The organism is Micromonospora sp. NPDC047793, from assembly GCF_040642635.1.
Lineage (GTDB): Bacteria > Actinomycetota > Actinomycetes > Mycobacteriales > Micromonosporaceae > Micromonospora.
This window is the reverse complement of the sequence record NZ_JBEYSG010000005.1, coordinates 43,734-57,094: the sequence shown is the minus strand read 5'-3', so window position 1 is coordinate 57,094 and position 13,361 is coordinate 43,734. Positions and strand designations below refer to the sequence as shown.

Below are 13,361 nucleotides of genomic sequence, written 5' to 3'. Positions count from 1 at the left end.
CCCGATCTCAGTACGCGCCGCGCCGGGCCAGCACCACCCGCACCGTGCGCCAGAGGATGCCGAGGTCGTAGACGAGCGACCAGTTGTCGACGTAGTGCAGGTCCAGCCGGACGGCGTCCTCCCAGGTCAGGTCGGATCGGCCGGAGATCTGCCAGAGGCCGGTGATGCCCGGACGGACCAGCAGTCGACGCCGGACGTCGCCGCGATAGTCGTCGTCCTCGGTCGGCAACGGGCGCGGCCCGACCAGGGACATCTGCCCTGCCAACACGTTGATCAACTGAGGTAGTTCGTCGAGCGACAGGGCACGCAGATGCCGACCGATCGGCGTGACCCGCGGATCGTTCTTCATCTTGAAGAGCAGGCCGTCGCTCTCGTTGTGCGCCCGCAGGGCCTCCAACCGCTGCTCGGCGTCGGTGTACATGGTGCGGAACTTCCACACCTTGAACGCCTTGCCCTGGTGACCGATCCGGCTCTGCCGGAACATCACCGGACCGGGATCGGTCACCTTGATCGCCACCGCGATCCCGAGCAGCAGCGGACTCAGCACGATCAGCCCGGCGAGCGCCGAGAGCCGGTCCATCACGCTCTTGGCCAGCAGGGACAGGCCGGAGATCGTCGGTTCCTCGACGTTCAACAGCGGCAGGCCCTCGATCGGACGGACGTGGATCCGTGGCCCGGTGATGTCGGTCACCTGCGGCACCACGACCAGGTCGAGGCCGGTGCCCTCCAACTGCCAGGCCAGCTTGCGCAACTCGTACGACTCCAGGCTGGCCGGACCGCAGACCGCGATGGTGTCGGCCCCCAACTGCTGGACCAGCGGCACCAGATCCCAGCCGACATAGACCGGCACCGGCGCCTCCACCCGCTCACCCGCCCGAGGGAACCGGGGCAGGTGGATGGCGACCGGACGCAGACCGGCACCGGCGTTGCGGGTCACCACCTCGTGCACCGCCAGGGCGTCCGAGAGGCGCCCCACCAGCAGCACCTTCTGCGAGGCCCGCTGGCTGCTGCGACGGATCCGGCGGAGCACCACCCGGGCCACGAACCGGACGAAGACGGTGTACACCAGCAGGCCGATGATGATCGCGGCGACGGTGGCCCGGGACAGGTCCTTCTTGAAGCCCAGGGCCAGGAAGGAGACGGCGGCGGCCATCGCCACGTTGGCCCGGACCACCCGCTTGAGTTCCTCGGTGCCCCGTCCGAGCGCCCGCCGGTCGTACGCGCCGGCACCGGCGAGGATGGTCAACCACATCAACGGCACGATCAGGTTGGCCACCAGCGCGAAGGTGCTGACACCGAGCAGCCGCTCGTCCCAGAAGCCGGCGTCCGCCTCCTCGAACACCGTGACGACCGTCTGGCTGGCGGCCCACGCGGCGAGGAAGTCGAGCGCGATCAGCCAGGCCATGTACCGCCGTCGCCACTTCGCCCGGGGCGCGACCGGACGACCGAAGACCGACCGGGGCATGCCGTTGGACGGAGGTGTGATCACCCCGAGATCGGGGTCGAAGCGCGGGGCCGGTACCGGTCCCACCGTCTTGAGGAACTGGGTGTGCGCGGACACGACTTTCCTTTCACCAGCCTCGTCAATCGTGACGATAACGAACGCCACGAGTGCCCAACCGTACGGTGCACGGTGGACGAAGGTTCACGGTGTCTCGACAGGGGCCGCTGTCGGCAGGCCGCCCCGTAACCCCGGTGGTAGGCGGAAAGTAGCTCATCTATTGACCCACCGGGTCTGGCGGCTGTCACCAGGGCCGCCGTATCCTGCGTTCGCTCCGGTGGCTCCGACGCCAACGGCGTTCACTCCGCGGGGGAGAGGAACTGGACATGTCGAGGCAACCTGTCGTGGGCTGTCCGGCCACGAGCGTGCCCGACGACGCGGGAATGTCGATCCTGGACCAGCAGCCTCCGGAGCCGGAGCACGAGAGCCACGACCCGCAGGTGACCGAAGCCGCCGAGGCCCCACCCGCATCGGCGGCAACGGAAACCGGCCCGCGGCCCGGTCTCGACGTGACCACGGTGCTGCCGTACGCCGGTTCCCGCGCTTCGGCCCGTACCCGTGGTCTGCGTGCCTGGATGTTGACCGCCCCGGTCGACGTCGCCGCACTGCTGTCGCCGCTCGCCGTCACCCCGCAGTACTGGCGTGGCACCCTCGTCATGACCGCCCTGACGGTGGCCGTCTTCGCCGCCGGAGGGCTCTACCGCGCCCGCCGCCACGTGAGCATCCTCGACGAGTTGCCGAGCCTCTGCGGCCGGCTGCTGGCCTCCTCGGCGATCGTCGTGATCCTCGCGGCGCTGCGCCACGACTCCCCGCAGTACCTCGTCGGCTTCATTCGCGGCATGGCAATCGCCGCCGTCCTGGTGCTGGCCGGTCGGCTGCTCACCCGAGAGATCGCCACCCTGGCCCGCCGTCGCCGCTGGGTCGAGCACAACGCCATCATCATCGGCAGTGGACCCACCGCCGTGGAACTGGCCCGGTTGCTGCGTCGCTACCCCCGCTACGGGCTGCGGTTCGTCGGGCACGTCGACAGCCCGTCACCGGCGACCTCGTCCACGGTGCCCGTCATCGGCACGCTCGACCAGCTCGGGCATCTGGTACGGCTGACCGAGTGCGACGTTTTGATCATCGCCGATCCGGACTGTCCCGAGCTGGTGCTGATGGAGATCCTCCGGCAGCCCCCGGTCGCCACCTGCGACCTGTGGGCGGCCCCCCGGCTCTGGGGCTCCCGGTCCCACGGCGACCACATCGGCGCCATCCCGATCGTCAAGGTGAGCGACACCATCCTGTCCGGGCCGCACTGGGCACTCAAGCGCGCCTCCGACGTGCTCTTCGCCGGCTCGGCCCTGCTGTTGCTCAGCCCAGTTCTGTTGCTCTGCGCCGCACTCGCGTTCGTCGACGGAGGGCGCGGCGTCTTCTTCCGGCAGGAGCGCATCGGTCGACACGGTCGATCCTTCGACATCATCAAGTTCCGCACCATGCGGCCACTCGACGAGCAGGAGTCACAGACCAACTGGTCGATCGCGCACGACCGCCGGGTCTCCCCGATCGGGCGTTTCCTCCGGCGTACCTCCCTGGACGAACTGCCTCAGCTCTGGAACATCCTCAAGGGCGACATGAGTGTGGTCGGCCCGCGCCCCGAGCGCCCGTACTTCGTGCAGAAGTTCTCCGCCGAATATCCCAGCTATGCCATGCGTCACCGGGTGCCGGTGGGACTCACCGGCCTCGCCCAGGTCAGCGGCCTGCGAGGCGATACGCCGATCTCCGATCGCGCCCGCTTCGACAACTACTACATCGAGAACTGGTCACTGTGGCTGGACACCAAGGTGCTCCTGCGGACGGTGGCAGAGGTGTTCCGCGGTGGTGGTCGCTGACCGATCTGCCATAGTCCGTGCCGTCGTCCGGACCGGACCGGCGACCTGATCGCCCGCCCGCGACCGGCGACGCCCTCACCGACGTGCCCCTGAACCCACCGGCGACGCCCTCACCGCGTGCAGCCGAACCGCTTGGAGAAATCCCGATGCCGGACGTTTCGGTAGTCATCCCGACGACGGGCAGGCCCAGCCTCGCCGAGGCGGTCGCCACCGCCCGCGCGCAGCGCGGTGTCTCGGTGCACGTGGTCGTCGTATGCGATCTCGCCGAGGTACCGACCAGCGTGTCCGAGGTGCGCGGCCAGATCGACGAGATCGTCTGCACCGGCGGCGGACGACGCGGCTCACACGCGCGCAACCTGGGCGTACGCCATGCCGCGCCAGGTAGCCACGTGGCGTTCCTCGACGACGACGACGCGTGGTTGCCCGGCAAGCTCGCCGCCCAACTGCCCGTCCTGGAACGGCTGGCCGGCGAGGGCTGGCTGCCAGTGGTGTCGTCGCGGACGCTGCAGCGCAAGGCGGGCGCCGATCCGCTTCCCGCCGCCGTGCCGGGCACGCTGATCGCCGATGGCCAGCGACCGGAGGACTACCTGTTTCGTCGACGGCAACTCGGGGTGGCACGCCAGTCGCTGCCGACCTCGACGCTGCTGACCACCATGACGCTGGCCACACAATGCCCGTGGGACGAGTCGCTACCCCGCCATCAGGACTGGGACTGGCTCGTCCGGGCGGCCCGACTGCCGGGTGCGAAGATCGTGCAGATCGAGGAGGCGACCGCTGTCTACACCGTGGGCAGCCCCGGCTCGATCTCGGCGGGCGCCGACTGGCGTACCTCATGGGCCTGGGCCCAACGCTGGGAGGGCGTCTGGGCACCGGAGACCTTCGCCGACTTCGTCACCGCACAGACCCTGCGGTACGCGCTCCAGGCCCGTGACCGCGAGGGCGTACGCGAGATGGTGCGGGCGATCCGACGCAACTCCGTTCCGTCGGCGAGCAACGCCGTTCTCGCGGCACTCGGCCTCGTGCCGCGCTCCGTGCTCGAACGGGTGGCGATGCGCAAGTCCCGGACCACCGGCGGGGTCCCCACGGGTGGGCAGCAGTGATGCGTCTGCACTTCGTGCTCCCCCAACTGGAACCGCTGTACGGCATGGAACTCGCCGCCGCGCTGCTGATGCGAGGACTTCACGACCAGGGCGTCGAGGTGTCGGCGACCGTGGTGTCGGGGCCCGTCCCGGCCTCCCTGGGCGACCTGGCGATCGACACGCTCGGTCTCGGCACCCGGATCACCCGCCTGATGGAGGCGGTCCCACCGTTACGACGCCGGTTGCCACGTCTCCCGGCGAACACGCAGATCGTGGCGAGCGGACTCTGGGGCAGTGTCCCGGTCGGTGCCGCCTTGACCGGCACCGGTCGCGAGTACGTCGCCTGGGAACACTCGCTGCTGCCGGAGCGGCTGCGCATCGACGGCCGGGTCCGGATGCTCGCCCGGGCAGCCCGGGCCCGCGCGCTGCGGCCCCGACTCGTCGTCGCCGTCTCCGACGGTGTCGCGCGGACCGTCCGGCGACTCGATCCCGAGCAGCGGGTGGTGACGATCCTCAACCCGATGCCGGCCAAGCCGTTCGTCGCGCCACGCGAGGTGCCGGACCGGGCGCGGATCCGCCTGCTCACCACGGCCGCCTTCCGGCCGTACAAGAACCACTCCTGCGCGCTCGAAGCGCTGGCCCTGCTGCCCACGAACTACCAGCTGACGCTCGCCGGGGACGGGGAGGAGCGTGAACTGCTGCACGACACGGCGCGTCGGCTCGGGTTGCAGGACCGTACGACCTTCCTCGGCCGGGTGCCGACGGTGGCCCGTCTCCTGACCGAGGCGGACATGCTGGTGCATCCGTCCCGTGCCGAGACGTTCGGCTTCAGCATCGTGGAGGCCGCCGAGGCGGGGTTGCCGGTCGCCGCGCTGCCGGTGCCCGCCCTGGACGAGATGATCCCGACCTTCGTCCCGGGCACGCTGGCGGCGGACACCTCGGCCGAGGCACTCGCCGCCGCGATCGTGCGGCTGGCCGGGGACGGCCGCCCCGGCGTCACGGACTTCGAGAAGGCGTGGCACGCCCGGTGCACCGGGTTGGACCCGGCGACGGTCGGGGGCCGGTGGGTGGAGGCGTTGACGTGACAGCGGTGCCCGGTGACGTCGCGGACGATGGTCGTCCACGACCCGGTCGACGCAGGCCGTTCCGCGCCGGTCGAGGCGACGGTTTCCTGCGCAAGTCCGGCACCTTCTTCACCGGTACCCTGCTGCGCACCCTCGCCCAGGGAGCTCTCTTCGTGCTGCTGGCGCGGGAGATGCCGATCAGCACGTACGGTCTCTTCGTCGGTGTCACCGCGCTGGTCGCGGTGGTCTCGCCCTTCGCGTCCGCCGGCGCGCCGAGCCTGATCATGCAGAACTACGCGGACGCGCCGGGCGAGTGGGCCCGCCACCTCGTGCGTGGGTTGTTCCTGTCCACCGTCTTCGGCTGCGCGGCAACCGTCCTGGTCGCCGCCGCGGGGCTGGCCATCTGGGGCGCCGACGTCGGAGTGGTGGACCTGCTCTGTCTGGCCTTCGCCGACCTGGTCGCGTGGCGGCTCATCGAGGCCGTGGCGGCGTCGATCCAGGTACGCGGTCGGATCCTGCTCGCCGCGCTGATCCCGGCCCTGCTGCACGTCTGTCGGCTGGCCGGCGCCGTGGTGCTGGCCGTCGCGGCGGGACCGATCACGTTGCACGAGTGGGCGGTGACGTCCGTGGTGCTATCCGTCGTCGTGTGCCTGCCGGTGATCCTGGGCGGGCTGCGCGGCGGAGGCCGGCACGCGATCAGCGTCCGGGGCTCCCTCGGACAGGCTCGGACCGGGATGCTCTTCGCCGTCGGGCTGTCGGCCCAGTCGGTCTACAACGACGTCGACAAGGTCATGCTCTCGCGTCTGGGCACCCCCGAGAGCGCCGCCATCTACGCCGCGGCCTACCGGGTGGTCGACCTGGCGTACACACCGGCCCGGTCGATGAGCGCGATCGCCTATCCCCGGTTCTTCGAGGCGGGCCGCAACGGCCCTCGGGCGGCCCTGCGGATGGCCCGGGGCCTGTTGCCGCGATTCCTGGCCTTCAGCGTGCCGGTGAGCCTGCTGCTGGTCGCCTTCTCGTGGATGATGCCGCTGGTGTTCGGTGCCGACTTCGAGGCAGCCGTGCCGGCGCTCCAGGGCCTGAGCGCGCTGCTCGTGCTGAAGTCTCTGCACTACCTTGCCGCAGATGCCTTGTCCGGAGCCCGGATGCAGGGGCGACGGACGGTCTGCCAGATCGGCGTCGGTGTGCTGAACGTCCTGCTCAACCTGTGGCTCATTCCGGCGTACGGCTGGCAGGGTGCCGTCTACTCCAGTCTGGCCTGCGACGCGCTGCTCGCCGTACTGCTCTGGGGATGTCTCGCCGTCGCCGTCCGCCGCGACCCGGCGGGCACGCCCCCCGCGCCACGTTCCATGGAAAGGGTCTGAGGTGACCACACTCTTCGGTGTCCTGCTGAGCGCCAGCGGTCTCGCGGTGGCCGGCTGGCTGGTGTACGCGCGTAAGGCGGTCGCCGCCAGCTTCGGCGGTGCGTCGACCGCCGTCGCGCTCATCGGATTCGCGGTGCTCGCGAACGCCGCGCCCGTACTGGCCGGGGACCACTCGTCGGCGCTCATCGGCGTCCTGGTGTTCGCCCTGGTCGTCTGGCTGCTCGTGGCACGCCGCGGACGGCTGGCCGGCCTGCCCGAGACCTGGCGACGGATCTGCCTGGGGTTGGCCGGGGCCGTGCTCGTCTGGTGCGTCGCCGTCGACGTCCTCACCGGGGACGGCGTGTACGGGTCACGACTGCCGGCGTATGCCGCCGCCGGTCTGCTGTTGGTGGCGGCCTGGTTGCTGGCGACGGGGGCCCCGGTGAGCCTGGGCGCGATGGCCTACACCGGGCTGGCCGTCCTGGCTCTGCTCACCATCCCGACGGCCGTCTACGGACAGGCATGGCGGGCCTGCACCGATGGGCAGTTGGAGAAGTGCTCACTGGCGGGCGGACTGTTCAAGAGTTTCTACGACTCCGAGAACTACATCGCTCTGATCACCTCGTTCACGCTGGTCGCCGCCGTCTGCGCGTTGCGCCGGGCCGAGCGGTGGGCGGTGGTGGCGTTCTGCCTGCTGGTCATCGTGGCGACCGGGTCCCGGACGAGCTACCTGGCACTGGCCGCCGTCGGCGTCTGGGTGCTCGGCGCGTGGGTGCTCCAGTGGTACCGGCCGTACCAGCGGATCCACTTCGCCCTCTGCGTGTCGCTGGTCGTCGGCGCCGCAGCCGTGGCCACCTATCTGACCTGGAGCGCCTCCAAGACCACCCTGAGCAACCGGGGGAACATCTGGATCCACGTGCGGGAGTACATCGCCGGTGCGGAGGCCACGGGTGTGGGCGTCTCCAAGTGGTACTACCTGCGGGACATCGGCGAGGCTCCACACCACTTCTTCCACTCGGGTTACGTGCTCGCCATCTTCTCCGGCGGCTTCGTCGCACTGACCCTGTGGGGCCTGTTGTTGGCCACGCTGCTGCGCGCGCCTGTCGTCGACGGGCGCGCGTTCTCCGCCAAGGCACCGGTGGCACTCTTCGTGATCTACTCGTTCACCGAGGTGGTCTGGAACCCGCTCTCGGTCGACGGACTCACCTGGATCTTCGTCCTGATGGTGTTGACGAAGTCCGCGCTAGGATCGACCGGCCCCGTCCCGGTCGACGCGACGGCCGACCGCCGGCCGGGAGCGCTGGCCCGGCTCCGCCGCAGGACCGGCCGGCCCCCCTTCGGTCGTACGCCCACCGAGGCGCGTGACTGACCGGGCTCCGGACCGGTCTCCGCCACAGTCGTCGCGGGCCGCAGGTCCGCTGGTGTGAGGAAGGACCCGATGTCGTCAGGCTCCCTCACGGCGCCGGTTCATCGGGCCGCCGCCCGGCGGCCGTCGACGCCCGGCTCGGGTTTCCGACGGGACATCCAGGGACTGCGCGCGTTCGCGGTCGTGGTGGTGATCCTCGAACACGTCTTCGGGTGGCCGGCCGGCGGGTTCGTCGGCGTCGACGTCTTCTTCGTCGTCTCCGGTTTCCTGATCACCGGCCTGTTGCTCGACGAACACGACCGCAGAGGACGGATCTCCTTCACGGACTTCTACCGTCGACGGGTCCGCCGAATCCTGCCGCTGGCGATGCTCGTCCTGGTGAGCACGTACCTCGCGTCGTCGCTGCTGTTCTTCGGCGAGCGGGTCCGCGCGACGGCCTGGGACGCGCTCTGGGCCGGTCTCTTCGCGGCCAACTGGCGATTCGCGTACACCGGCACGGACTACTGGCAGATTGACGGACCGGTCTCGCCGTTGCGGCACTACTGGTCGCTCTCCGTCGAGGAGCAGTTCTATCTGGTCTGGCCGGTGCTGCTGGTGGCGGTGCTCGGCATGGCCGCCCGACGGGGCAGGTACGGTAGCGGCTCCCGGTGGGCGGTCGGCATGGTGCTGGCGGCCGTGGTCGTCGGCTCCATCGCGTTCGCCCTGTGGGAGGTCGGTCACCGCCCGACCGTCGCGTACTTCTCGACCTTCTCCCGTGCCTGGGAACTCGGGGTGGGTGCGCTGCTCGCGGTGGCGGCACCGCTGCTGGCCCGGATTCCGGCCCCGGCCCGCCCGGCATACCAGTGGCTCGGCCTGACCGGCCTGGTCGTCTCGGTGCTCGTCATCACCGCGCAGTCGCCCTTCCCCGTCCCGGGCGCCTTCCTGGCGGTGATCTCGACGGCCCTGGTCATCGCCGGTGGCGTCGGTGGCCAGCGGCTTATGTTCCCGCTGACCAACCGGGCGGTCGGATACGTCGGTGACATCTCCTACTCGCTGTACCTATGGCACTTCCCGCTGCTCGTCCTGATCGGGGCCGCCCTGCCGACCGGTGGACACGTCGTCGCGCTGCTCACGCTCGTCGGCACGGCGGTGTTCTCGGTGCTCTCCTACCACCTGGTGGAGAATCCGGTCCGTCGATCGTCCTGGTTGGAACGACGGCCTCCGGGCAAGCCCCGACAACCCAGCGGTGTGGCCCGGATCCGCCGCACCGCCGTCCTGGTGACGCTGGCCGCGGTGACGGTCACGGTGGGCACGGTAGCGGTCCGGACCTCGTCGTCGCCGCAGGTTGGACCGGAGGTGGCGGTGGTCGCGTCGCAGCGGGAGCTGTCACAGCAGATCGGGGCGGCACTCGACGCCGCCGACTGGCCGGTGCTGACCCCTCCCCCAGGCGAACTGGACACTCTGGGATTCACACGGGGGGACGGCCAGGGTTGCCGGCCCTCGGTCCCGGAGGGCAACGACTGCACCGTCACGCCACGCCCCCGCAGGCTGGCGGTCGTTGTCGGAGACTCGATCGGCAGTGCCTGGCTGCCCCTGGTGCGGCGGGTGCTCGAACCGGACGGGTGGGAGGTGCGGGACCTGACCTACGCCGGCTGCCCCTTCCTCGCCTCGGACACGGTGTCACCGACCGCCAGCATCACCGAGACGTGCCCCGGTCACCGGCGGGCGGTACGTACCGTCGTCGAGAACAGCCGGCCCGATCTGGTGATCCTCAGCAACGCCTACCGGCAGCGGTTCGCCGACACCGGCGGGAACCCGTCGCTGGCCGAGTGGGAGCAGGCCGCCCGCACCGCCAAGGAGAGGTGGCTCGGTGCGGCGGGCCGGGTGGTGGCCCTGCAACCGCCGCCGCTCGGCCCCGACCCGAAGACCTGCATCACCCGGCTCTCCGCGCCCCGCGACTGCATCTCGGCGCTCTCCGAGGAGTACCGGACGTACGCCGAGGCCGACCAGCGGGTCTGGGGTGGTAAGGGTTCCTGGTACATCCCCACCACGGACTGGTTCTGTCTTTCCGGCCGCTGCCCCATCTTCATCGGCGGGGTCATCGTGCGACGCGACGGCAACCACGTCACGCCCGACTACGCCCGCCGGTTGGCTCCGCTGTTCGACGACGCGCTGATTCCGATCCTCGGTCCGCCGTCGACCGACTAGCCCCGGGCGTCACCGTGCATTCGGTCGCCGCCGCAGCAGGACCACCACCACGATTCCACCCACCAGTGCGACTCCGGCCGCTACCAGCAGCGGTACCGCCCAGCCGGGCCGGGAGGACGGCACCTCCCCACCGGCGGCCACGGACGCCTCACGGTACGCCTGCGCCAACGCGTTCATCGGTGCCGCCTCCGCTGCCTCGGCGAACCGGGCGGCGGCCTCGGCCTCGTCGTCACCGAAGTACGCGTCCAGGGCGCTGCGGTAGATCCGGTCAGGCTCGCCGAGCGCGTGCGCGACACCGGCCGCGTCGAGAAGTCCGGTCATCCGGGAGACCGGGACCACGAGCCGGTTCAGCCGGTCGGGCTGCAACAGGTCGTTGTCGAGCATCCCCACCACCCGGCCCTCGCCGTCGACCACGATGCCACCTCGGGACGAGGAGCCGATGTCCTCGTTGATGCGGTAGGTCGACGACTCGACGTCCAGCTCGGTCACCTGCACCGGCTTGGTCAGCACCTGGTAGGCGGCGGAGCGGTAGTCGGTGTCGGTGGTGCCGTAGCCGAGCGCGTGCAACGCCGTCCCGGCGGTCACGGTGGCCGAGGTGTTCAGCTCCACGGCGGGCAGGTTCGCCTGGTCCAGCTTCACCAGCGCCAGATTGCCCTCGTCGAGGCTGAGCGCGCGGACCACGGTGCCGGGAATCGCCGCGCCGTCCTTGAGGTCACCCTTCGCCACGTTCAGCTGTCCGTACAGGGTGGCCGCCGGTGGCGTGCCCGCCTCGGGTCCGGTGAAGACGCTGCTTGCCAGCCGGGCCCGGACGAAACCGCTGACCTCGGCGGCCTTCAGCTCGCCGTCGGCCACGCGGGTGTCGGCCAACGAACCGAGCGCATGTTCGAGCAGGATGTCCGGGGCGGGCTGCACGCACTGCCCGTTGGTGAGCACGTGACCGTCGTTGTTGACCACGACCCCGGTGCACCGACGGCTGAAGGTGAACGGCTCCGGGTGCAGCAGTGCGTTGTCCTGCCGGTTGCGGATGAAGCCGGTGAGGACGGCCTCCAGGAAGACCATCGACGGCGCCGCGGTGGCGAGGGTGCGCTCCTCCGCGCTACGCGGCGTGGCCTCCGCCCACGGCTTGAGCCCCGGTGCGGGCGGAGTGGCGGTCGGGGCGGGAGCTGGCGTCGAGGGGTCGGACCCGCTCGCCGAGATGGCCCAGACGCCGGCGCCGCCACCAGCGACGGCAGCCAGGAGCAGCGCGGCGACCGCGACCCACAGACCGGTCTGCCGCTTGGGTGGTGCGGATGGCTGGATCCGGCGCGCCGGGGCGGTGAACGGATCGTGCTGCGGCGGATCGTCGAGGGACGGACCGAGGCCCGGGGAGATCGGCGCGCCCGAGACAGGATCGGCGTAAATCGGCTGCCTGGGCAGGCCGGAGACCGGTTGCGAAGCAGCCGAGACCGGTCGCGGCGGACCGGAGACCGAGTGGGGCGCACCGGAGGTCGGAAGCGGCGGACCGGAGGTCGGGTGCGGTGCACCGGACACCGCGCGCGGCGGACCGGAGGTGGGGTGGGGCGCACCGGACACCGGAGCGGGCGGACCCGACACCGGCGGCGGGGCCGGCGTGGGTACGGGCTGGTAGTCGACCCCGAGGGCCCGGAAGAGTTTCTCCGCGGCCGGTCCGGTCTCGGCGGGATAGGCCACCCAGGGCGCGGCGGCGGAGAAGTCGGCGTAGGTGAAGGGCAGTCCACCGGGCGCCTGCGCCAGGTGGTTGACGATCCCGGCGAACGCCTCACGCCAGCCCGGAGAAGCGGCCACTGCGGCGTCGAGCACCGCCACCGTCACGAAACGGCCCTGCCCGTCGATGGCTGCCCACGCTTTGCCGACCGGTGACCCGCCCAGCAGGTGGGTGTACCGGTAGGGGCCGTCCGGCTGCATGACAACTCCTCTAGTCGACCGCCGTGCGGATCCTATCGACCCGCCGCACCTCGCCCTGTCCGCCGGTCGTGGGCCTTTCCTCGCCGATTCGAACCCGCAGGTCACGACCGGGCAGGGGTCGGGAAGGGTTGCCTCGTGAAAGTTTTCATGCATAGAGTCGACGAATGAATGACGGAGCCACCGTCGCGTCGACCGAACGAATGGTCGGCCTCTTCGACGGGGTGCGACTGACCCCGACGCAGCGGCGCATCGCGCACTGCCTGGTGCAGCACGCGCCCTCCGTCGGCTATCTCTCCGCCGCCGAGGTCGCCGAGCTGGCCGGGGTCAGCCAGCCGTCGGTCACCCGGTTCGCGGTGGCGCTCGGCCACGACGGTTATCCGGCGCTGCGCCGCCGGTTGCGCGAGCTGACCGCCGCCGCGCCGGGTCCGGACACCGCCGGCAACGAGCTACAACAGGCCGTACGCGCCGAGATGGGCAACCTGGACCGGCTGGCCGGGCAGCTCGCCGACCGGGACCGGATCGCCGAGACCGGGCGACTGCTGGCCGCCAGTCGACCTCTGCCCGTGCTCGGGCTGCGCGCCGCCGCGCCGCTGGCCGCGTACTTCGCGTACTTCGCCGCCAAGGTGCACCCGGACGTGCGGGTGCTCGACGACGGCGGCAGCCTGCTCACCGACCGGTTGGAACAGGCGGCCGAGGCCGGGGCCGGGGCGCTGCTGGCGTTCGTGCTGCCTCGTTATCCCCGGGAGACCCTGGACGCGCTGGGCGAAGCCCGGGCCGCCGGGCTGACCGTGGTCGCGATCACCGACTCGCCGGTCAGCCCGGCGACCGAGCACGCCGACGTGGTGCTCGCCGCGGCGGTCGGCGCGCAGCTCGTGTTCGACCTGCACACCGCTCCGATGACCCTGGCCATGGTGCTGCTCCAGGCGATCTGCGACGCCGCGCCGGCCGAGACCCAGCGTCGGCTGGAGGCGTTCGAGGCCTCGGCCACCCGTCGTCAGTTGTTCCTCGGTTAGGAGGCGTTCCGCAC

General features: G+C 71.0%; 9 protein-coding genes. 7 read left to right on the top strand and 2 right to left on the bottom strand.

Annotation, left to right across the window (positions count from 1 at the left end):
* Positions 1-7: 7 nt before the first annotated feature.
* Positions 8-1,465, bottom strand: coding sequence for a sugar transferase (locus ABZ738_RS12740; RefSeq protein ID WP_131052692.1), 1,458 nt, complete (start codon positions 1,463-1,465; stop codon positions 8-10).
* Positions 1,466-1,827: 362 nt separating this feature from the next.
* On the opposite strand from ABZ738_RS12740, the gene ABZ738_RS12735 reads away from it, so the two are divergent.
* The 6 genes from ABZ738_RS12735 (at position 1,828) to ABZ738_RS12710 (ending at position 10,411) form a co-directional block, all read left to right on the top strand.
* Positions 1,828-3,372, top strand: coding sequence for a sugar transferase (locus tag ABZ738_RS12735; protein ID WP_236145684.1), 1,545 nt, complete (start codon positions 1,828-1,830; stop codon positions 3,370-3,372).
* Positions 3,373-3,518: 146 nt separating this feature from the next.
* Entirely contained in the window at positions 3,519-4,472 is a 954-nt protein-coding gene (locus ABZ738_RS12730) for a glycosyltransferase (RefSeq protein ID WP_131052687.1), read from the top strand.
* Positions 4,472-5,536 (top strand): glycosyltransferase, encoded by a 1,065-nt coding sequence (locus ABZ738_RS12725; RefSeq protein WP_131052686.1) that lies wholly within the window; start codon positions 4,472-4,474, stop codon positions 5,534-5,536. Before ABZ738_RS12730 ends, ABZ738_RS12725 begins: the two co-directional genes overlap by 1 nt.
* On the top strand, positions 5,533-6,879 hold the full coding sequence (locus ABZ738_RS12720; RefSeq protein ID WP_161594939.1) for an oligosaccharide flippase family protein: 1,347 nt from the start codon (positions 5,533-5,535) through the stop codon (positions 6,877-6,879). Before ABZ738_RS12725 ends, ABZ738_RS12720 begins: the two co-directional genes overlap by 4 nt.
* A 1-nt stretch (position 6,880) precedes the next feature.
* A complete protein-coding gene (locus ABZ738_RS12715) occupies positions 6,881-8,227 on the top strand; it encodes an O-antigen ligase family protein (protein ID WP_357212833.1) in 1,347 nt (448 codons plus the stop codon).
* Between the two features lie 69 nt (positions 8,228-8,296).
* On the top strand, positions 8,297-10,411 hold the full coding sequence (locus tag ABZ738_RS12710) for an acyltransferase family protein (protein WP_357212830.1): 2,115 nt from the start codon (positions 8,297-8,299) through the stop codon (positions 10,409-10,411).
* Between the two features lie 9 nt (positions 10,412-10,420).
* On the opposite strand, the gene ABZ738_RS12705 is transcribed toward ABZ738_RS12710, so the two are convergent.
* Positions 10,421-12,334 carry a serine protease gene (locus ABZ738_RS12705; RefSeq protein ID WP_176092859.1) on the bottom strand — a complete coding sequence of 638 codons (1,914 nt, stop codon included), beginning with the start codon at positions 12,332-12,334 and terminating at the stop codon, positions 10,421-10,423.
* A 164-nt stretch (positions 12,335-12,498) separates the two neighbouring features.
* Here ABZ738_RS12705 and ABZ738_RS12700 point away from each other — a divergent pair, with 164 nt between their 5' ends.
* Positions 12,499-13,347 (top strand): MurR/RpiR family transcriptional regulator, encoded by an 849-nt coding sequence (locus tag ABZ738_RS12700; RefSeq protein WP_131052681.1) that lies wholly within the window; start codon positions 12,499-12,501, stop codon positions 13,345-13,347.
* Positions 13,348-13,361 lie beyond the last annotated feature (14 nt).